The organism is Kitasatospora sp. NPDC001175 (assembly GCF_053598215.1).
Map to the genome: position 1 here is coordinate 23,221 of NZ_JBSFJU010000049.1, position 20,260 is coordinate 43,480.

The 20,260-nt window shown below is 72.3% G+C and carries 17 protein-coding genes and 1 pseudogene; 8 read left to right on the forward strand and 10 right to left on the reverse strand.

What is annotated here, in order from left to right:
* Positions 1-332: 332 nt before the first annotated feature.
* A complete protein-coding gene (locus ACWDAK_RS28505; protein WP_344635960.1) occupies positions 333-1,532 on the forward strand; it encodes a globin domain-containing protein in 1,200 nt (399 codons plus the stop codon).
* 142 nt (positions 1,533-1,674) lie between these two features.
* Here ACWDAK_RS28505 and ACWDAK_RS28510 read toward each other — a convergent pair whose 3' ends face one another.
* The 3 genes from ACWDAK_RS28510 to ACWDAK_RS28520 form a co-directional block, all read right to left on the reverse strand.
* On the reverse strand, positions 1,675-2,328 hold the full coding sequence (locus ACWDAK_RS28510) for a helix-turn-helix transcriptional regulator (protein WP_344635745.1): 654 nt from the start codon (positions 2,326-2,328) through the stop codon (positions 1,675-1,677).
* A 78-nt stretch (positions 2,329-2,406) separates the two neighbouring features.
* Positions 2,407-3,474, reverse strand: coding sequence for an aldose epimerase family protein (locus tag ACWDAK_RS28515; protein ID WP_344635746.1), 1,068 nt, complete (start codon positions 3,472-3,474; stop codon positions 2,407-2,409).
* A gap of 124 nt (positions 3,475-3,598) precedes the next feature.
* Positions 3,599-6,625, reverse strand: a complete 3,027-nt coding sequence (locus tag ACWDAK_RS28520; protein ID WP_427395151.1) for an ATP-binding protein — start codon at positions 6,623-6,625, stop codon at positions 3,599-3,601.
* Between the two features lie 279 nt (positions 6,626-6,904).
* On the opposite strand from ACWDAK_RS28520, the gene ACWDAK_RS28525 reads away from it, so the two are divergent.
* From ACWDAK_RS28525 to ACWDAK_RS28535, 3 genes are all read left to right on the forward strand, one after another.
* Positions 6,905-7,855 carry a terpene synthase family protein gene (locus ACWDAK_RS28525; RefSeq protein WP_344635748.1) on the forward strand — a complete coding sequence of 317 codons (951 nt, stop codon included), beginning with the start codon at positions 6,905-6,907 and terminating at the stop codon, positions 7,853-7,855.
* A 966-nt stretch (positions 7,856-8,821) separates the two neighbouring features.
* Positions 8,822-10,345 carry an acetaldehyde dehydrogenase ExaC gene (gene exaC / locus ACWDAK_RS28530; RefSeq protein ID WP_344635749.1) on the forward strand — a complete coding sequence of 508 codons (1,524 nt, stop codon included), beginning with the start codon at positions 8,822-8,824 and terminating at the stop codon, positions 10,343-10,345.
* A 1-nt stretch (position 10,346) separates the two neighbouring features.
* Positions 10,347-10,724 (forward strand): DUF779 domain-containing protein, encoded by a 378-nt coding sequence (locus ACWDAK_RS28535; protein WP_344635750.1) that lies wholly within the window; start codon positions 10,347-10,349, stop codon positions 10,722-10,724.
* A gap of 59 nt (positions 10,725-10,783) precedes the next feature.
* On the opposite strand, the gene ACWDAK_RS28540 is transcribed toward ACWDAK_RS28535, so the two are convergent.
* Together ACWDAK_RS28540 and ACWDAK_RS28545 are read right to left on the reverse strand one after the other, a co-directional pair.
* Positions 10,784-10,909, reverse strand: a complete 126-nt coding sequence (locus tag ACWDAK_RS28540) for an SHOCT domain-containing protein (RefSeq protein WP_344635751.1) — start codon at positions 10,907-10,909, stop codon at positions 10,784-10,786.
* A 79-nt stretch (positions 10,910-10,988) separates the two neighbouring features.
* Positions 10,989-11,423, reverse strand: a complete 435-nt coding sequence (locus tag ACWDAK_RS28545) for a DUF6325 family protein (protein ID WP_344635752.1) — start codon at positions 11,421-11,423, stop codon at positions 10,989-10,991.
* Positions 11,424-11,600: 177 nt separating this feature from the next.
* Between ACWDAK_RS28545 and ACWDAK_RS28550 the strand changes: the two genes are divergently transcribed.
* Entirely contained in the window at positions 11,601-11,924 is a 324-nt protein-coding gene (locus tag ACWDAK_RS28550) for a nuclear transport factor 2-like protein (RefSeq protein WP_344635753.1), read from the forward strand.
* 185 nt (positions 11,925-12,109) lie between these two features.
* On the opposite strand, the gene ACWDAK_RS28555 is transcribed toward ACWDAK_RS28550, so the two are convergent.
* From ACWDAK_RS28555 to ACWDAK_RS28565, 3 genes are all read right to left on the reverse strand, one after another.
* Complete coding sequence (locus tag ACWDAK_RS28555; RefSeq protein ID WP_427395152.1) at positions 12,110-12,787, reverse strand: NlpC/P60 family protein; 678 nt, start codon at positions 12,785-12,787, stop codon at positions 12,110-12,112.
* Between the two features lie 38 nt (positions 12,788-12,825).
* Positions 12,826-13,548, reverse strand: coding sequence for a hypothetical protein (locus tag ACWDAK_RS28560; RefSeq protein WP_344635755.1), 723 nt, complete (start codon positions 13,546-13,548; stop codon positions 12,826-12,828).
* A gap of 733 nt (positions 13,549-14,281) precedes the next feature.
* On the reverse strand, positions 14,282-15,502 hold the full coding sequence (locus tag ACWDAK_RS28565) for a serine hydrolase domain-containing protein (protein WP_344635756.1): 1,221 nt from the start codon (positions 15,500-15,502) through the stop codon (positions 14,282-14,284).
* A gap of 109 nt (positions 15,503-15,611) precedes the next feature.
* Between ACWDAK_RS28565 and ACWDAK_RS28570 the strand changes: the two genes are divergently transcribed.
* On the forward strand, positions 15,612-16,130 hold the full coding sequence (locus ACWDAK_RS28570; protein ID WP_344635757.1) for an NUDIX hydrolase: 519 nt from the start codon (positions 15,612-15,614) through the stop codon (positions 16,128-16,130).
* A 180-nt stretch (positions 16,131-16,310) separates the two neighbouring features.
* On the opposite strand, the gene ACWDAK_RS28575 is transcribed toward ACWDAK_RS28570, so the two are convergent.
* Both ACWDAK_RS28575 and ACWDAK_RS28580 read right to left on the reverse strand, forming a co-directional pair.
* Positions 16,311-16,958, reverse strand: coding sequence for a cytochrome b/b6 domain-containing protein (locus ACWDAK_RS28575; RefSeq protein ID WP_344635758.1), 648 nt, complete (start codon positions 16,956-16,958; stop codon positions 16,311-16,313).
* A complete protein-coding gene (locus ACWDAK_RS28580; RefSeq protein ID WP_344635759.1) occupies positions 16,900-17,604 on the reverse strand; it encodes a molybdopterin-dependent oxidoreductase in 705 nt (234 codons plus the stop codon). The genes ACWDAK_RS28575 and ACWDAK_RS28580 overlap by 59 nt, the downstream gene beginning before the upstream one ends.
* 116 nt (positions 17,605-17,720) lie before the next feature.
* On the opposite strand from ACWDAK_RS28580, the gene ACWDAK_RS28585 reads away from it, so the two are divergent.
* Positions 17,721-18,542: a TetR/AcrR family transcriptional regulator gene (locus ACWDAK_RS28585; RefSeq protein ID WP_344635760.1), complete on the forward strand. Its 822-nt coding sequence runs from the start codon at positions 17,721-17,723 to the stop codon at positions 18,540-18,542.
* Between the two features lie 209 nt (positions 18,543-18,751).
* Positions 18,752-20,260 (forward strand): annotated as a pseudogene (locus ACWDAK_RS28590) (hypothetical protein); the annotation flags it as partial.

The window sequence follows — 20,260 nt, forward strand, 5'->3', positions numbered from 1 at the left end:
GCGCATAATGGCTGTCCCGTGCCGACTGCGCCGTTGCGGCCGTCGGGCTTGGGCAGGAACGTAACAGGCGCGCAATCAGCAACGAAAGTCCTTGCAGCAACTTTCTGCAACATCTTGCGATCGTTACGCCCGCGTGTCCTCCGCGTTGCCGCAAGGTAGTCGACCTGTGGCCGTTCTCTTAGCAATTGTCCGATTTGCAGGGCATATTCCGGCCTGTGCACAGCCTCACAAGGCCCCAGATGGCATCCCCTGCATTTAAAAGGATGATCCTCCTATATATTGATGGCGCTGCCGAACGCAGCCAGATCCGTCAGACCGTGTTGGAGGAACCCGTGCTCTCCCCCGAATCGACCGCGATCGTCCGCGCCACCCTGCCCGCCGTCGGGGCCGCCATCGGCGAGATCACCACGCTGTTCTACGGCCGGATGTTCGCCGACCACCCCGAGCTGGAGCGCGACCTCTTCAACCGCGGCAACCAGGCCGCCGGCGAGCAGCCCAAGGCGCTGGCCGGGGCCGTCGCCGGCTACGCGACCATGCTGGTCGAGCAGCCGGAGGTGCGTCCGGCTGCGATGCTGGCCCGCATCGCCCACAAGCACGTCTCGCTGGGCATCACCGAGGACCAGTACAAGATCGTGCACAAGTACCTCTTCGCCGCGATCGTCGAGGTACTCGGCGCCGCCGTCACCCCCGAGGTGGCCACCGCCTGGGACGAGGTCTACTGGCTGATGGCCGGTGAACTCATCGCCCTGGAAGCCAAGTTGTACGCCGAGGCGGGTGTGGCCCCGGGCGAGACCTGGCGCCCGGTGACCGTGGTCGCCCGCACCCAGGAGTCCCGCGGCGCCGTCTCCTTCACCCTCCGCCCGGCCGACGGCAGCCCCGCCCCCGAGTTCCGGCCCGGCCAGTACGTCAGCGTCGCCGTCCACCTGGCCGACGGCGCACGGCAGATCCGCCAGTACAGCCTGTCCGCCGCCCCCGGCGGCAGCCACTGGCGGATCACCGTGAAGCGGGTGCACGGCGGGGACACCCCGGACGGCGAGGTCTCCAACTGGCTGCACGCCAACGTCCAGCCCGGCGACCAGCTCACCGTCTCGCTCCCGTTCGGCGACCTCACCCTGGCCGAGGGCGCCGAGCCGCTGCTGCTCGCCTCCGCCGGGATCGGCTGCACCCCGATGATCGGCATGCTCGACCACCTGGTGGCCAGCGGCTCGAAGCGCCCGGTCATCGTGGTGCACGGCGACCGCTCCCCCGCCGACCACGCCCACGCCGAGCAGCTGCGCACCCTCGTCGCCGCCCTGCCCGGCGCCGAGCTGCACCGCTGGTACCAGCAGCCGGCCGAGGACGACGCCCAGGCGCGGACCGGCCTGGTCGACCTGGCACAGATCGAGGTACCGGAGGGTGTGCGCGCCTACCTGTGCGGACCGCTGCCCTTCATGCGCGCGACCCGGGCCGAACTGCTGCGGCGCGGCGTCCCGGCCCAGTCGGTCCACTACGAGGTCTTCGGCCCCGACCTCTGGCTGGCCTCGGGCAACTGAACCGGCTCGCGACGGGCAGCACCCCGGTGACACGGGGTGCTGCCCGTCCGGCATGTTCGCGACCGGTCGCCCGGCGCGCTCATGACCAGCCGCCCAAGCGCGCGGCGGCCTCCGCGACACCCCGGAAGGCCGCCGACTCAGCTCAATTCCCGCGACGGCCGATCGAGATGCTGCAGACGTGGGGGCCGACGAAGGGGTGCAGCCGGAGCGCGCCCGGCTGTCCGGCACGCTCCGCGATCGCGTCCAGCAGGCCCTGGTGCACCGAGCACACCACCTCGGGGTTGCGCTCCGCGTTGTGCTGGAACGGGCAGCCGTGCAGCAGCACCTCACCGCCGCCCGCGTCGCCGTCCGTGCGGAGTTCCGGCTCGAAGCCCCAGCCGTCGGCGGCCGCCATCACCTGCTCGGTGAGCGAGCCGTCCGCCGCCTGCTCGGTGGCACCCCACAGCCGGCCGGCCTCCCCGGCCCGCTGGGCCCGCTCACCCCTGCTGTCGCCGAGGCCCAGTGCCAGCACGTCCACCAGCGTCCGGTAGGCGACCAGCTGCTCGCGTACGGGAGCAGCCGCGTACAGCAGCCGGGGCCGGCCGCGGCCGCCCGTCGGCTCCTCCTGGCGCACCTCGACCAGACCCGCCTGCACCAGTGCGGTCAGGTGGTGGCGGACGGTGGTGATGTGTTGCCCGACCAGTTCGGCCAGCTGCCGGTTGTCCAGTGGCTCGGCCGCGTCGGTCAGTGCCGCCAGCAGCGCCCGCCGCGCGGGCACCGCGAGGGCCTTGTGCACACCGGGGTCCGAGCTCTCCATTCACCCAATACTACGGCCGGACGTGCGAAGCCCCGGGAGACCGCCCGCCCCGGCCCCGGCCCCGCCCGTGCGGTCCGGCTACCCGCTCACGCCCAGGCGCAGCACGGTGGTCGAGCGGAACTCCTCCCCCGGCCGCAGCTCGGTGGAGGGGTAGGAGGGCTGGTGCGGGGAGTCCGGGTGGTGCTGGGTCTCCAGGGCGACACCCGCGTACGGACCGTACGGGACGCCGCTCGGACCGGTGACCGCGCCGTGGAAGGTGTTGGCGGTGAAGACCTGGATGCCCGGTTCGGTGGTGAGCACCTCCAGGGTGCGGCCGCTGACCGGGTCCTCCAGAAACGCCGCACGGGCCGGCGTGCCGTCCGCGGGGCGGGGCCTGAGCACCCAGTTGTGGTCGTAGCCGCCCGCCCGCAGCTGCGGGTGCTCGTCGTGGATGTCCTTGCCGATCGGCCGGGGGGAGGTGAAGTCGAACGGCGTTCCGGCGACGGGCTCGTACGGGCCGTAGGGGATCAGCCGGTCGTCGACCGGGGTGTACTGGTCGGCCTCCAGGGTGAGCAGATGGCCGAGGATGTCGCCGTTGCCCTCGCCGGAGAGGTTGAAGTAGGCGTGGTTGGTGAGGTTGACGACGGTGGGGCGGTTGGTGGTGGCCCGGTAGTCGATGGTGAGGGTGTCACCGTCGAGGGTGTAGCCGACCCGGACCTCCAGTGCGCCGGGGAAGCCCTGGTCCCCGTCGGCGCTGTGCAGGTGGAGCCGGACTCCGCCGGGTACCTCCTCGGCCGTCCAGATCCGGTGGGCGAAGCCGTCGGGGCCGCCGTGCAGGGTGACACCGCCGCCGGTGGAGGCGAGTTGGTGCTCCTCGCCGTCGATGGTGATCCGGCTGTCGGCGATGCGGTTGGCGTAGCGGCCGACGACGCTGCCGTAGGTGCGCGCGGGACCGAGGAGCGCGCCGAGGTCCTCCGTGCTGAGCAGGATCTGCGCATCGGCGCCGGCCCGGTCGGGTGCGGTGAGGGCGTGCAGGGTCGCCCCCAGGGTGAGCACGCCGGCCGTGATCGGGCCACTGCGCAGCGTCCAGCGCTCGATCGCGGCTCCGGCGCCGCTGGCGGCGAACGGCGCCCGGCTGACCTCGGTCGTCCCGGCCGACCCCGTCATGACTCGCTCCTCCCGGCGGCCCTTCGCCCGAGGACCGCCCCTGCTTGGGGATCTGTACGCTCGCCAGGTTAGCCCTGGCCTCCGTGCCCGGATCGGCTGCGACCCTCCCGCACCCGGTGGTTCGTCAGTCTTCCTTTCCCGGTCGTCCCTCCGTCGATCCCGGCTCGCCGTCCGGCTCCGGCCCTGCGGTCAGCCCGAGCGCCGCCGCCAGACCCTCCGGGCCGCTGCCTGCCTTGCGGTGCACGGCGGCCAGCCGTCGGTGCACCAGGCTGAGCGGGAGGTCCAGCCGTTCGGCGATCCGCTGCGGCGGGACGCCCCGGACTGCCAACCTGGCGACGTCCCACTCGGGCTCGCTGAGGCCCTCCTTGCTCAGGGTGCGCAGGCGGTTGGGACGCAGCACCGAGGTGGCCAGTTCGGTCCTGGCCCGGTCGACCAGGCCGTCGGCGCCGCAGGTCTGGGCCAGCTCCATGCCCTGGTACAGGTACTCGGCGGCGTCGGTGAGCTGTCCGACCCTGCGCAGCGCGGCACCCAAGTCCACCAGGGCGCAGGCGAGTTCGAAGCCGGCCGGGGACTGCGAGAGCCAGCGGACGGCCTGTTCGAGCAGGTCCACGGCGCGCTGGCCGTCCCAGAGTTCGGCCTGCATCCGCAGCGCGGTGCCGATCGCGGACGCCGAGCCGAAGTCCCTGGCCAGCACGACGGCCTCGGCGGCCAGCTTGCGCGCCCGGTCGGGCTCGGTGGGGAAGAGTGCCTGGGCGAGGTGTCCGACCCAGGGCGCCCAGATCGTGTTGCGCCAGCCCCGCCTGGTGAGCTGCTCACCGACCTCCTCGAAGACCTCGGCCGCGGCGGCGTGCTCGCCGATGGCCAGCAGCAGCTTGCCGTAGAGGGTGGGCGCGTCGGGCAGCACCATCGCGGTGGGGTGGTACGGCGGTCCGAAGCGGTACTTCTGGGCCAGCTCCCAGGCCTCGTCGACGCGGCCGCGGGCGAGCAGGGTGTCGGCCAGCACGCCGACGATGTCCCACTGCAGCGGGATGTCCGGGGCGATCCGCTCGGAGATCCGCAGGCCCTGGCGCAGGTAGTCCTCGGCCTCCATCAGGAAGCCGCGCCGGAACCGGGTGAGCCCCATCAGGAAGTACCCGAAGCCCTTGTGCGCGCCGCTCCAGCCGGCCATCTCGAAGCCGAGCACGGCGTCGGAGAACAGCTTCTCGGCGCGGGCGAGCTGGTCGGTGTAGGTGTAGGTCAGGCCGATCAGCGCGGGCAGTTCGAAGCCCCAGGTCGTGTTGGTCCAGCCGATCTCCTTGGGCAGCCGGCCGTTCTCCAGGGCCTTGTCGGCCAGGTCGATCGCCTCGGCCACGGGCCTGCCGCGCAGGGTGAGGTCCCAGGCGCGCATCACCCGGATCACCCGTTCGGGGACGGTGCTGCCGGTCAGGGTGGTGGTCAGCTCCTTCAGCCTGCGGGAGCGGCCGGGGCCGTCCTCCTCGTCGCGCCGCCACGCCACCCACATGTAGTGCAGGGCCTGGAGCCGCAGCCTGCCGGGCCCGGGCTCGGTGTTCTCGGCCTCGCGGCGGCAGACCTCGGCGGCCTCGACCAGCTCTCCCGCGTGCGCGAGCACCTCGGAGAGCCGGAAGGTGGCGTCCACCCGGAGGCCGGGGCTGAGTCCCGGATTGAGCGACAGCGCCAGCTTCAGCTGGTTGACGGTGGTCTTCGGGTCGGTGAGCAGCGCGGCGCAGCCCGCCTCGTACAGCACCTCGGCCCGGTCGTCGTCGTCCGGTGGCTCGTCCAGGGCGCGGGCCAGACAGCGCTGGGCGGCCTCGGGCGCGCCGATCGCCAGGTGCTCGGCGGCGGCGGCGCGCAGCTTGCGGACCATCCGGTCGTCGCCCTCGGGGTGGGTCTCCAGCAGGTGGCGGGAGGCTTCCAGCAGGGAGCCGCCGTTGTTCTCGATGATGGTGGCGGCCATCCCGTGCATCCCGGTGCGGGTGCCGGCCGGCATGGACTGGTAGATCGAGGTGGCGATCAGCGGATGGACGAACTCCAGCCGGCCGTTGGGCGTGCTGGTGAGGATCCGGTGCTTGCGCAGCTGGCGGACGGACTCGTCGGCCTCGGCCGCGCCCTGGGCCGAGATGCTGGCCGCGAAGCTCTGCTTGATCTCGGTGCCGAGCAGGGCCGCGGCCCAGGCGAACCGCAGGGTACTCGGACCGAGCTTGGCCAGCCAGTGCTGGAGCGTCATGCCCTTGGCGGCGGCGGCCAGGTCGCGCAGCTGCGGGCTGTTGGCCTCGATCGGGTCGAGGCACTGGTCGCGGACCTCGCGCAGCAGCGCGGTGGTGTCGTACGGGTTGCCCGCGGTGACGGCCCAGACCTGGCGGCAGAACGCGTCCTCGGCCTCCTCGCCGAGGGCGGCGCGGACCAGCCGGGCGACGGACGCGGGGTTGAGCGGGCGCAGTTCGTGGCTGCGGGTGGCCTGCTCCTGGATCTGCTGCTGGAGGGTCTGGGCCTCCTCCTGGAACTCGTCGCGGTAGGCGAAGACCAGCAGGACGGGCAGGTGGCGGGTGCGGGCCGCGAAGGAGGCCAACCAGCCGAGCGACTCCTGGTCGGCCCAGTGCAGGTCGTCCACCACCATCACCAACGGCGCACGACGCGGCGCGAGTTGGCTGAGCAGGTAGTCCAGGCCGTCCTGCACGCCCTGCGGGTCGAGCCGCTCGACCTCGCCGGAGGGCGGGACCAGGCCGATGGCCGGGCCGACGATGCCGTACCAGGCGCCGAAGACCTCGGCCAGCTCGTCCTTGTCGAGCGTGCCCAGCACCGGGAGCAGCAACTGCCGCAGCACGTGGAAGGGTTCCGTGGTCTGCCGCTCGCCGCCGCGACCGGAGAGCACGGTGCAGTCCTCGCGCAGCCCGGCCAGCCGGCGGACCTGGTCCAGGATGCTGGTCTTGCCGCCGCCGGCCGGGGCGGAGAAGACCAGCAGCTCGCCGATCTCGGTGCCGCCGGCCGCGAAGCGGCGGCAGAGCCGGTCCAACGCGTGCTCGGCGGAACGGAGTTCGGCCTCGCGTTCGTGCAGCGTCTGCGGCTCCGCGGCACCGGACGCCGCGGTACCGATCGGCGGGACACCTCCTTCCGGCGCAGCCTCGCCCGCTGGTCCGTGCTGCTGTTCAGCCACCACTGCCCCTCCGCGTCACCTGATGGTCTGTCCGCTGCCGAGACTATCCCCGCAAACCTCCGAGTGTGGTCCATTCCCGCAGGCTGCGGTGGTCTTATGGGGTTCGGAGCCCTCGCCGGGGGCAAATGCCCTGTTATCTCTAACACCTGATGATCAGATCGACTACTGTTCCGCCCGTCAATGGCAATTGATCAGCGCTATTCGACCACCGCCAGCAGGAGTTCAGCACAGGTCCGCCAGCACACAGCACCACTGTTCCCCAGCAGCACCGGGAGTCCGATGTCCGACGACACCTTTCTTGAGCTTCCGTTCACCCACCGCCGCAACCCCCACCAGACCGAGGCCGCCGACCGCCACCTCGAATGGCTCCGGCGCCACCGGGAGCTGGTCACCGTCGTCAGCGAGCCGACCTACACCGGCTGGGACATCACGGAACTCGCCTCCCTGGTCTACCCCGAGAGCTCCGCCGAGGACCTGGCACTCGCCGCTGACCTCATGGGGTTCTACTTCCTGTTCGACGACCAGTTCGACGGCCCGCTCGGGCGCCGCCCCGACCAGGTCGCCCTGGTCTGCGAGCGCCTCACCGCCATCGCGTACGGCGCCCACCCGGCCGGCACCTCACCCGCCGAGCGCGCCTTCGCCGACCTGTGGCGGCGCATCAGCCGCGGCATGACGGATCGCTGGAGGGCGCGCGCCGCCTACAACTGGGAGTTCTACTTCGCCTGCCACCCCGCCGAGGCCGCCGGCCGGAACATCGGACAGCCGCCGGACCGGGAGAGCTATCTGACCCTCAGACGCGGGACCGCAGCGATGGAGAGCATCTTCGACATGATCGAGCGGCTCGGCCGCTTCGAGGTGCCCCAGCAGGTGATGCACCACCCGCTGCTCCGGCAGATGCGCCAACTAGCCGCCGACATACCGTCGTTCACCAACGATGTGCGCTCCTACCCGCAGGAGGCCAGGCGCGGCGACGTCGCCAACCTGGTGATGATCGTCCAACGGGACCGCAGCTGCTCCGCCGAGGAGGCCTGCGCGGTGGTCTGGGACGAGGCCCAGCGGATGGCCGACCGGTTCTGCGGCCTCCGGGACGAGCTCGCCGACCTCTGCCGCTGGATGGCGCTGGACGAGGCGCAGCAGCGGGCCGCGCGGCGCTACGCCGACGGGATGGCGTTCTGGATCGCGGGCTACCTCCGCTGGGAGTCCCGCACCCTCCGCTACCACCACGACTGAGCCGGACGCCCCGGATCCACAGCGGGGCGCTCCGCGCACCCCGAGCCGCAGGGCGCGCTGGTACCAAGGGCGACGAGCGACAGCGAGCGCAGGGCCCCCATCCCCAGGTCTTCGGCCGGGTCCCCGGGCCCGGAGGCTGGGGGGAGTGCCGGAGCCAGGGCCCCTCGCCCCCAGGCCTTCGGGCGGGGGCGCCCCCGCCCGAGGGCGGGCAACGAGGGCGAGTGCCGGCGCCGACTCCGTCGATCGGCGGCTCCGCCGCGGGGAGCGCCCGGAGACGAACGGGCGAGGAGCAACGGGCTACCGCGTGGCCGGCTCGCCCCGGCCCGCGGCACATGTCGCGGACACTCCCCGCACCCGCCGCTCCAACGACGGCATCGGGCGCGCAACTCCCGTTGCACGCCCCTTCTTTGATCAAGTGTGCGCCATGGCGGCCCGAGCCGAGCGCGGCTAGGGTGCAGTGCGAGGACACCCCGCCCCGGCGACCGAGCGTTCTCCGAGCACGTTCCCGACTGTCCGCGCGGGCCCGCGAACCGGGCCCGTGCGCCGTCCCGCCGCCCCGCGGACGGCAACCCGACGCAGCGAGGAGCACTACCCAGCTGGCCTCCTCCCCCTCGCGAACGAGGGGATTCCAACCCTCGTGGGTCGGGCTTTCTGCTTCACGGCCGACGGCCGACCTGGAGTTACCAGCGGAGGGACGGTGTACCGCCCATCGGCCTTAGATCAGCTCCACAGACCTGACTTCCCGCCAGCCCGGCGGTAGGCCCGGCCAGCTTGGTTGTCGCCCACCGGGCACCACGAAGCCTACCATCCGCTCAGAACCACTTACTGTCAGTAGTCGGGGTGGCGGTCCGCCTTGACGTCGAAACGCCGCTTCCTGACCTGCTGCGCAGGAGGTCCGATTCCTCCCCCGCAAGCGGGGGCACCCCCACCCCCGGCTGAAGCCGGGGGTCTCCTCGGAGGTATCAGATGACCGTGTACCAGCCCCCCGGCCGGCCCGGCAGCATCGTCCGCTACCACCCCCGCTACGAGCACTGGATCGGCGGCGCCTGGACGCCGCCCGTCCGCGGCCAGTACTTCGAGAACCCCACGCCGGTGACCGGGCAGCCGTTCACCGAGATCGCCCGGGGCACCGCCGAGGACGTCGAGGCGGCCCTGGACGCGGCGCACGCCGCCGCACCCGCCTGGGGCCGCACCGGCCCGGCCGAGCGGGCCGGGCTGCTGCTGCGGATCGCCGACCGGATGGAGCAGCACCTGGAGGAGTTGGCGGTCGCCGAGAGCTGGGAGAACGGCAAGCCGGTCCGCGAGACCCTGGCCGCCGACCTGCCACTGGCCGTCGACCACCTGCGCTACTTCGCCGGTGCGCTGCGCGCTCAGGAGGGCGGCCTCTCCCAGCTCGACGAGGACACCGTCGCGTACCACTTCCACGAACCGCTGGGCGTGGTCGGCCAGATCATCCCGTGGAACTTCCCGCTGCTGATGGCGATGTGGAAGCTGGCCCCGGCGCTGGCGGCGGGCAACGCCGTGGTGCTCAAGCCCGCCGAGCAGACCCCGGCCTCGATCATGCTGCTGATGGAGCTGATCGCCGACCTGGTGCCGCCGGGTGTGATCAACGTGGTGAACGGCTTCGGCGTCGAGGCGGGCAAGCCGCTGGCCTCCAGCTCGCGGATCCGGAAGATCTCCTTCACCGGCGAGACCACCACCGGCCGCCTGATCATGCAGTACGCCAGCGGCAACCTGATCCCGGTCAGCCTGGAGCTGGGCGGCAAGAGCCCCAACCTCTTCTTCGCCGACGTCGCCGACCGGCGCGACGCCTTCTACGACAAGGCTCTTGAGGGGTTCGCCATGTTCGCCCTCAACCAGGGCGAGGTGTGCACCTGTCCGAGCCGGGCGCTGATCCAGTCGTCGATCTACGACTCCTTCCTCGGCGACGGCCTGGAGCGGGTCCGCGCGATGCGCCAGGGCAACCCGCTGGACACCGGGACCATGGTCGGCGCCCAGGCCAGCAACGACCAGCTGGAGAAGATCCTCTCCTACATCGACATCGGCCAGGCCGAGGGTGCCAAGGTGCTGGCCGGCGGCCAGCGGGTGGACCTCGGCGGCGAACTGTCCGGCGGCTACTACGTCGCCCCGACCGTCTTCGAGGGCACCAACGACATGCGGATCTTCCAGGAGGAGATCTTCGGCCCGGTCGTCGCGGTCACCCGCTTCGAGGACTTCGCGGAGGCCGTCGACATCGCCAACGACACCCTGTACGGGCTCGGCGCGGGCGTCTGGAGCCGCGACGGCTCGACCGCCTACCGGGCAGGACGGGCCATCCAGGCCGGCCGGGTGTGGACCAACTGCTACCACCACTACCCCGCCCACGCCGCGTTCGGCGGCTACAAGAACTCCGGTATCGGCCGCGAGACCCACAAGGTGCTGCTCGAGCACTACCAGCAGACCAAGAACCTGCTGGTCAGCTACAGCGGACAGGCGCAGGGATTCTTCTAGGATGCGCCCCTCCCAGGTCTCGGTGACCCCGCAGGCCGCCGAGCTGCTGCGGCAGCTCGGCGGCGAGCACGGACCGCTGATGTTCCACCAGTCCGGCGGCTGCTGCGACGGCTCGGCACCGATGTGCTACCCGGCCGGAGAGCTGCACGTCTCGCCGGAGACCGACCGGCTGCTCGGCGAGCTCGAGGTGGACGGGCTGGACCCCGTCCCGGTCTGGATGGCCAGGGACCAGTACGCGTACTGGTCGCACACCCACCTCACCATCGACGTGGTGCCCGGCCGGGGCAGCGGGTTCTCCCTGGAGGCACCCACCGGCCTTCGCTTCCTGACCCGCTCCCGCCTCCTCACCGACGAGGAGTCCGCGGCCCTGGGACGGTAGCCCGGGGCCGCGGGCCCCGCGGCGCCGTCCGCACGCACGGCACCGCACCCGCGGGTGGCTCACCCCGCCAGGAGCCTCGCCTTCACCACCGCGAACTCCTCCGGGGTGAGCACCCCTCGCTCCACCAGCCTGCCGAGCTCGCCCAGGACCTGTCCGGCCAGGTCGCCACCGCCCGGAGGCCGCATCAACGGAGTCCCCGCCGGCCTGGCGGCCCCCAGCGCACGGACCGACCGCACCGGATACGGCGTACGGACCATCACACCCTCACTTCCCGGCCGCCGCACGGGCCTTGGCCACGCGCACGGCCTCCTCGATGTTCTCCGGCGGAATCCGCACACCCGAGGCGATCCGTCCGCCGACCCCGCGCAGCGCGTCCGCCGCGGCCTGTGCCCACACGTGCTCGATCAGCACCAGCAGCGCCACCGTGCCGGGTTCCAGCAGTCCGGCGGCCTCCTGAGCGTCCTCGGGACCGATCAGCGGGAGCACCTGTGCGTGACCGCCGCCCCCGACGACGCCCCTGAGGTGTTCGAAGTCGGCGAGCTCCCCGTAGCTGGCCTCGCCGTCGGGGTGCCGGGTGACGACCAGTGAGTCGATCACCCGGATGTCACCGCCGGTCCGCAGCTTGCACAGGGCCGACGCCGCCTCGACGGTGATGGTCTCCTGCGGAAACGTCAGGACGAGCAGTTCGGCCGGCCCCATCCGAGGCTCCCTTCCGGTCGGAATTGCCCCATATCGGGATCTAAGCACACCGCCACGCCGATTCACCGGAGGCGTCGGCCGCCCCCCGAGCGACACCCTCGACGGAGAGTGCGCAGTCCGCCACATTGTGCGACAGTGCTGCCGACCCATCCACCCCACGATCTGAGGACCCGTCAGATGACCATCGCCGTAGCCAAACTGTCCGACCCGACCGTCCGCGCCGCGGTCACCGCGATCAACGCCAACGACCGCAAGGCCTTCCTGGCCCTGCTGGCCGAGGACGCGACGATGTCCGACGACGGCTCGGACCGCGATCTGCTGCCGTGGCTCGACAAGGAGATCTTCTCCTCCCACGGCCACATGGAGGTCCAGACCGAGTCCGACGGCGGCCGCGCGCTGATCGCCAACTTCACCAACGAGACCTGGGGCGAGATGCGCACCGCCTGGCGGTTCATGGTCAGCGACGGCAGGATCAGCCGCTTCGAGACCGGCCAGGCCTGACCTTCCGACCGGTCGGCGCATCCCCGCTCCAGGCCCGGACCGTAAGCGACCTCACACCTCGCCGTCTCACCTCGTGAACCGCCCACCGCACCTTCCCGCACCGGACACCGTCGAGGCCGGCCCCCGCAGTGCGGGGGCCGGCCTCGACGGCGCTGTTCCTCACGGGGCCGTACGGTGCGCTCCTGTCACCAGCGGCCGCCGTGGTGCCAGCTGGGCTCGCGAGCCGGCGCGGTGGACGTGGTCGGCGCGGTGGACGTGGTCGACGTGGTCGACGTGGTTGAGGTCGTCGAGGTGGACGACGTGGTCGACGCGGTCGAGGTGGACGACGTGGTCCCGGTGCCCGTGATCTTGTTGTAGCGGAGCGGCGTGTAGTAGCTGGTCGGCCAGCCGGCCAGCGAGCTGGCGTTGGTGTTGCCCTGGTACTCGCTGGTGCGCACGCTCGGGTTCTGCTCGGAGTAGTAGTTGAAGGTTCCGGCCGACTGGTTGATCCAGTTGCCGAAGAGGATCACGTGATCGGCCGTGTAGTCGAGGGCGTCGCCGCTCTGGAGCTGGGAGATGGCGATCTTGGTGGCGACGTTCGGGAGGGTGGAGGTGACCATGCTGGAGCCGAGGTGCCAGGCCATGGAGATGAAGCCGGAGCAGTCCTCGCGATAGGTGCCGTTGGCGTCGGTGTGGCTGGCGCCCTGGTTGTAGGGCACACCCTCGGTGACCCAGCTCTTCGCCCGCTGGATCACCTCGTCGCGTGAGATGCTGCCGCCGACGGACGAGGCGGCGTGCGCCGGAGCGGCGATGGCGACTGAGGCGGCACCGGCTCCGAGGAGACCGGCGAGGCAGCGGCGAAGGGACGGTCCGTACTTGGGCATGGGAGTCTCCGGGGATGTGCTGGTGGCAGGCGTGCGGCTCAGCCGAGCTGCTGGGCGACCGAGGTGAGCAGGTCGCCGTCTGATCGGGTGCTGTAGGGGGCGGCGTGGGTGCCGGCCCACTCGTCGTAGTGGACGACCGCAAGGCGGGTGCCCTGCAGGACGGCGTACAGGTGGTCGGTCTGCGGACCGGCCGCGGACAGGCCCTCGACACCCGTCCACTGACGCGACCAGGAGGTACCCCGGTCGGTCACGGCGGTCTTGGCGACCTGTGCGTCGGCGAGGCCGAGGGCCTTGGCCTGAACGGCGCGGGACTGGTTCTGGCACCCGTCCATCTGCGTGAGCAGGCCCTGGTAGGCGGCCTGCGCGGCAGCGGCGTCCCGGAAGGTGAACAGGTCCTGCTCCGCTGGAGTGCGGTGGACGCCGACGTAGCCCTGCTGCCACCAGGTGGCGGCACCGGACACGGACGCGCACTCGTTGAGCTGGATGTCACCGGTCACGGCCTGGACGCGGGGCTGGGAGAGCGGCTGCCAGCCTTCGGCGACACCGTTGGGCAGTTGCTCCGCCGAGAGTCGCGCCGCGGCGGTGGACCCGGGCTGTCCGACGGCGGACGCCGTCGAGGCACTGCCGGCCGGGACGGCGGACAGCTGGCCGGTGGTGCCACCGCAGCCGGTGGCGACCAGGGCCGCCATTACGCCGAGCGCCCCGAGGGCGACCGCGCGGACAGGTGGGGCGAGGGACGGTGGACGGGTCGAGGCAGGCATCGAGCGCTTTCTGGCAGAGGCCTCCGGGTCGCTGGGCGGACACGGCGGGACAGGCAGGACGGAACTGGGCAGGAGGGTTCGAGGAGGGGTTCTCTTTGGACCCGGCGCACGTCACGCGACGCAGCTACCACGGAGGCGATCGAACGATCTGACCTGCAGCGCAGTAGCTGGCTTCGGAAGCGAGGCGGCGCCGGGTGACCGGATTTTTTCCCGACGCTTCGCATACTGTCTATGGCCGCCGTCACACCGGGAATATGGCTGACCCGCGATAGGGAGCTTGGGAGAAGCAGGGGGCACCCCATCCCCCGGCCTTCGGCCGGGGGGACCCCCAGGCCGAAGGCTGGGGGAAGAGAGCGCAGCGGCGCTGCGCGCGACGGGGGATATGCGCCGGAGAGCCCCTCACCCCCCGCCCGATGGCGGGCAAGGACTGCCCCTCGCCCCCAGCCTCCGGCCGGGGGTGCCCCCGCCCGATGGCGGGCAAGGAGGGAGAGGGAGCTATCGGCACGCGACGACGGGAGACGGGCGGTACCGGAGGCTCCACCGCCTCCGCTCCACCCCGTCCGGGTCCAGCTGCAGCTGTCTCGACCGAGGCCGACCGCCTCAGCCGGCCGCTTCGATCGCCGGTTTCCACCCCGCGCCCCAGACCGACTGTCCGCCCTCGCCGCCGCGACGAATCATCAACTGACACGCCATCAGATCACCTTGATCGACCGCCGGTTACCAGGCGCCACGGTCACACGCCGAGGCACTTCAGCACCGCCTTGATCAGCGTCTTCGACCGGATGTCACCCGTGATCCCGGGCTGCATCCCGTTGGTGACGTAGCCGAACCCGATCCCGAGCTCGGGATCCGCGAAGCCCAGCGAGCCGCCGCGCCCTGGATGGCCGAACGCGGCCGGGGAGGACATCGGCGAGGTCGCGCCGTGCCGGAAGAAGCCCAGGCCGAAGGTGGTCTTGATGACCAGCACCCGGTCCGGACCGCTGACCGCCGGCCCCATCGCCTCGTCCAGCAGTTCGGCGCTGAGCAGCGGAGACAGCAACTCTCCAGGCGTGCCGCCGTACCGATCCGCCGCACCGATCAGCGCCGCGTAGAACCGGGCCACCGACCGCGCGGTGCCGATCCCGCCCGCGCCGGGGATCTCCACCGCCTGCACCGCCGGGTCGTTGAAGTCGACCGTCGGGCGCACCGAGGAGAAGGCGCGGGCGGTGAGCGAGTGCGGGTCCCGGTAGGCGTCCACCACGGACTGCTTGGGCCGCATCCTGAGCCCGGCCGGACCGCTGTGCGCCGCCGTGGGCGCCGGCAGGTCCACCAGCCGTCCGACCCTGGGGCTCGCCCCGGCCGGGAGGCCGATCCACAGGTCCAGGCCGAGCGGACGGGCGATCTCCTCGGCGAAGTACTGGCCGACCGAGCGCCCGCTCGCCCGCCGGATCACCTCGCCGACCAGCCAGCCGAAGGTGAAGGGGTGGTAGCCGTGCGCGGTGCCCGGCTCCCAGGCGGGCGCCTGGGCGGCGACCGCGGCGGCGGCGGGCTCCCAGGCGATCACGTCCTCGAGCCGCAGCGGGGTGTCCAGGGCGGGCAGGCCGGCCTGGTGCGAGAGCAGCCAGCGCACCGGCACCCGTTCCTTGCCCTCGGCCTTGAACTCCGGCCAGTACGAGGCGACCGGCGCGTCCAGGTCGAGCTTGCCCTGCTGGACCAGGTGCAGCGCGGTGGCCGCCGTCAGCCCCTTGGTGACCGAGCGCAACACCTGCACCGTGTCCGCCGTCCAGGGCACGGCCGGGGCCGGGAGCTCGCCGACCTCGGGGCGGGCGTCGCCTCCCCACAGGTCGACCACCTTGCGGCCGTCGACGTAGAGCGCGAAGGCCGCACCGAGCTCGCCGTGCTCGCGGAAGTTCTGCGCGAACGCCTCCCGGACCGGCTCGAAGCCCTCCGCCGCCTCGCCCCAGATCTCGACCACCGCGCGTCACCTTCTCGCTCGTACGTCTCCCTTCCGAACGATAGTCGGATCATCGAAACCTCGCCGAGCCGGTGTCAGGTGGCTCCCGGCCCCCACTACCGTGAACGGCATGACGAACCCTGCCGAAGAAGTGCTCGACGTGGTGGACGCCCAGGACCACGTCATCGGAACCGCCACCCGCGCCGAGGTGTACCGCGAGGGGTTGACACACCGTTGCGTCTTCATCCTCGTCCGTGACCCGCAGGGCCGGATCTTCACCCACCGCAGGACCGGCACCAAGCTCTTCGCCCCCGGCGCCTACGACTGCTTCGTCGGCGGCGTGGTCGGCAGCGGCGAGACGTACGCGAGTGCCGCCGTACGGGAGGCGGAGGAAGAACTGGGGGTGAGCGGCATCAGGCCGCTACCACTGTTCAAGTTCCTCTTCCAGGCCGAACCCCGGCTCTCCTGGTGGTGTGACATGTACGAGGCCCGCTGGGACGGCCCGGTCTCCCCCCAGGCCGAGGAGGTCGCCTGGCACGGCTGGCTCACCGAGGACGAACTCGCACAACGGCTCGCCGACGACGGCTGGGACTTCGTCCCGGACGGCCGCGAGGCCTACCACCGCTATCTGGAGTACCGCTCGGCCTGAGCCCCGGCAGCCGGTGGGGCGGCCGGTCCGGCGCCACGGACCTCCGGCCCGGCGTGAGCCGGTTGCCCGGCCGGGCGCGCCGAGCAGCGTGGGCCCAGCGCCCCGGCTGCTCGGCGCGGAGTCCCGGACCTCCGCCCGGGCCGCGCCCGCAGTCCCCCGCACCGCCCGGACGGTACCCGGCTATCGGCCCTCCCAGTGGGGGTGTTCCCGGGCGGCCCAGCCCTCGTCCACCAGCCCCGTCCGCATTCCGCGCCGTGCCTCCGGGTCCTTCCCGGCCCGGTACAGGTGCCCCGCGACGCCGGTCGCGACTGCCACCGCCAGCCAGTCGTGGACGAAGGTGGCCCCGGTCCGCCAGACCAGCGGCGCCAGCCGCGTGAACCACATCAGCAGCCCGGTCCCCAGCATCACCAGGACCGCACCGCCCGTCCACGCCGCGTACAGTTTCTGGCCGGCGTTGAACTTGCCCGCCGGCCGCCGGTAGGAGCGCTGCCGCACCGCCCGCAGCCACTCCCGGTCGTACGGGGCGAAACGGTTCAGCCGAGAGAGGTCCGCACGCAGCGCCCTGGAGCCGAGCCCCAGCAGCAACGGCACCGGCAACGCCACCCCGCACCACTCGTGCACCGTCATCACCAGCCTGCGCCGGCCGACCAGTTCGGCGAGCGGCGGGTAGTACAGGCAGGCCGCGGTGGCCAGGCAGACCAGCATCAGCACCGCACTCGCCCAGTGCACCCACCGCTCGGCCCTGGTGAAGCGGAGCAGCGGGCCTCGGTCAGCCGGTCGGGGCGTCGTCGCGTCCGTTGGAGCGTCCGACCCAGGCGTCGACGTCATATCCGAAGTGCTCCCAGTAGCCGGGTTGGACGGTGGAGGTGAGGGTGATCGAGTCGAGCCACTTGGCCGACTTGTAGAAGTACATCGGCGCGACGTACAGCCGGACCGGACCGCCGTGCGCGTGGCCGAGCGGCTGGTCCTGCATCCGCAGTGCCACCAGGACGTCCTCCCGCTGGGCCTGATCGAGCGTCAGGCTCTCGGTGTAGCTGCCGTCGAAGCAGCCGAAGGAGACGGCGGTCGCCTCCGGCCGCACCCCCGCCGCCTGCAGCAGGTCCGCGAGCGGGACCCCCTCGAACGGGGTGCCCGGCACCCGCCAGCCGGTGACGCACTGCACGTCGTGCACGATCCGGCGCTGACGCAACGCCTGGAGGTCGGCGAGCCGGTAGGTGGTCGGCCGATCGACCAGGCCGCCCACGGTCAGGGTGTAGTCGGCCGCGGTCCTGACCGGCACCGATCCGGTCACCGAGTAGTACCTGAACCCGCCGCCACCCGGCAGCAGGTCGCTCAGCCCCGTCGGATCCTTGCTGGCCACGCCCTCGACCGCGCGCTGCAGGTACGGCCCGGCCGCAACCCCGGCGGCCCCGAGCCCGAGCATGCCGAGCACCACCCGCCGCCCGACCGGAGGTCCCTCGCCGCCCGCTCTCATGGCCTGCCTCCCATCGCTGTCATGCCGCCATTCGAGCAGGTCGGCGCCGCTCTTCCCAGGGTCCGGGGCCGGACGTCAGGGTTTCGTCATCTTCCCGCACGGATAGGGTGGCGGGCATGGCTTCCTCCCGTACACCGGCGGTAACGGACCACCGCGCCGAGGGCGAGCACGCCGCGGGCCGGGCCGGGCGAGCCGGACGTGCCGCCGGCGAGCGCGCGCCGCGGCGCAGGCTCAGCGTGGACGAGCGCCGGGAACAGCTGATCGGGGTCGCCCTGGACCTCTTCAGCAAGTACCCGCCCGAGGAGGTGTCCATCGACGACATCGCCGCGGCGGCCGGCGCCTCGCGCCCGCTGGTCTACCACTACTTCCCGGGCAAGCAGGCACTGTACGAGGAGTCGCTGCGGCGCGCCGGGCAGGAACTGGCCGGACGCTTCGAGGAGGAGACCGAGGGCCCGCTCTCCGAGCGGCTGTACCGGGTGATGGGCCGCTACCTGGACTTCGTGGACAGCCACGGGCCCGGCTTCGCGGCCCTGCTGCGCGGCGGTTCGGTGGCCGCCAGCCCCGGAACGACGGCGGTCATCGACGAGGTGCGGCGGGCCGCGCACGACCAGATCCTGCGGCACCTGGCGGTCGCCGAGCCCAGTGCCGGACTGCGGCGCACCGTACGGGCCTGGATCGCCAACGCGGAGATCACCTCTCTCGACTGGCTGACCGACCGGTCGGTGCCACGCGAGGAACTCCAGCTCCAGCTGGTCCAGGAGTTCGTGGCCGCGCTGGCGCTGACCGCGGCCCGGGAGCCGGCCCTCGCCCTCGAACTCGCGGACTTCTTCGCCGCTGAACGCCCCGAGGGACCCACCGGCCAACTGGTCAGGGAACTGGCCGGTCTCCTCTCCGTCCCCGGCCTCGGCGTCCAGCTCACCCGGCTCGCCGCCTGCTGACCCGTGCCTGCCGGCGGCCCGCCCGGCCACCCGCACTTCGGTACCGGCCCCGACTCCGCACCCCGCACCCCGTCCACCGGCCCCGCCCCGGCTTCCAACACCGACTCGGCACAGCACCCGCCCCCGCCCACCACCGGTCTCGGACTGTCAGAGGTTTCTGATAGAAAGTGGACGGAATTCCAGCATTCGGGTGAGGGGGGCTCAGTACCATGAGTCAGCACGATTTCGCAGCCGCGGAGCAGGTCGGAGCCACACTCGACGTACTCGCCGCTGCCCTGCTCGACGAGCGCGCGACCCACTACCCGATCGCCTCGCTGACGGGCTTCCGCCGCAACGCCCACCCGTCCGCCTCCGCGCTCTTCGGCCTGCGATTGAGCGCCAAGGGTCCGGGCACCCTGACGGTCCGTGGCCTGGGCACCGTGGTCGAGGGCAGCACCAAGCGCCCGACCGCCCCGGACCCCGCCGTGGCCACCGAGTTGCTGACCCGCTTCGGCGGCGGTGCCGTCCGAGGCGTCTTCGGCTCGGCCCGCGGCCTGGACGCGGAGCAGTTCCAGCTGCCGGTCGGTGTGGAGCGTACGGAGGACAAGCTCCGCCCGGCCTTCCCCGCAGTCCTCGCCGAGTTGGCCGCCGACCGCCCCACGGTCGCTCCGGAGGAGCTGTCCACCGGCACCGGCACCGAGGTTCGGCTCGTACTGCCCTCGGTCTTCCACGCGCTCGCCGCCCGAGGTGGCACCCCCGCCCGCACGGCACAGCTCGCCGAGGTCGCCGAGGAGCTCTTCGCGGGGGCCGACGTTCGGGCCCGCAAGGAGTGGGCCGTGCTGACGGCCGGTCTGGACACATGGTTGAGTGCCGCAGGAGTGCTGTTCGCCGGGGTCTCCGCGCTCCGTGTGGCCGACCGGCCGAGCCACGCCTCACTGGTGATATCGATGGCACACCGTCCGGTCCAGATCGCCGAACTCGCCGCCCAGCTCGCCGATTCCCGGCCGCAGGCGGAGGTCTGGACGGTCCTGCTGCCCGCCGGCCCGGCCGCCGTCCTGGTCGAGGGGCGGACGTCCCCGGTCCCGGCCGTGCTCTCCAACGACGGGCAGCCGTACCGGACTTCCAGCTCGGTGGCCCAGGCTTTCGTACCGCTCCCGGACAGCTCCTCCGTCCTGGTCATCCAGCTCTCCGTCGCGCAGCCGGAGGACTGGGAGCTGTACATGACCTCGTTCGCCGAGGTCCTGAAGAGCGTCCAGCTCGGCTGGGACGGCGTCTACGCCACCCAGGCCGCTACTCCCGCCCAGGCCCAGGCGCCCGCCGCTGCCCCGCACAGCTCTGCCCAGCCGCAGCCGCAGCCGCAGCCGCAGCCGCAGCCGCAGCCGCAGCCGACCAGTGTTTCCCCTTCCCAGGCCCCGACCGCTACCCCACCGGTTACCGCTACCCCGCCGGTTACCGCTGCCCCGCCCGCGCCCGCGCCCGCACCGGCGGCGCCCGCCGAGCAGCCCGCAGCGCGGAAGGGCACCTCGGTCGCGGTACCTCCGGCGGACTTCGACCCCTTCGCACCCCCGGCACCCGCCGCCACCACCACCGCCGACGCACCCGCCTCCACCAAGGGCACCCCGGTCGCAGTACCCCCAGCCGACTTCGACCCCTTCGCACCCCCGGCACCCGCCGCCACCACCACCACCGACGCACCCGCCTCCACCAAGGGCACCCCGGTCGCAGTACCCCCAGCCCGT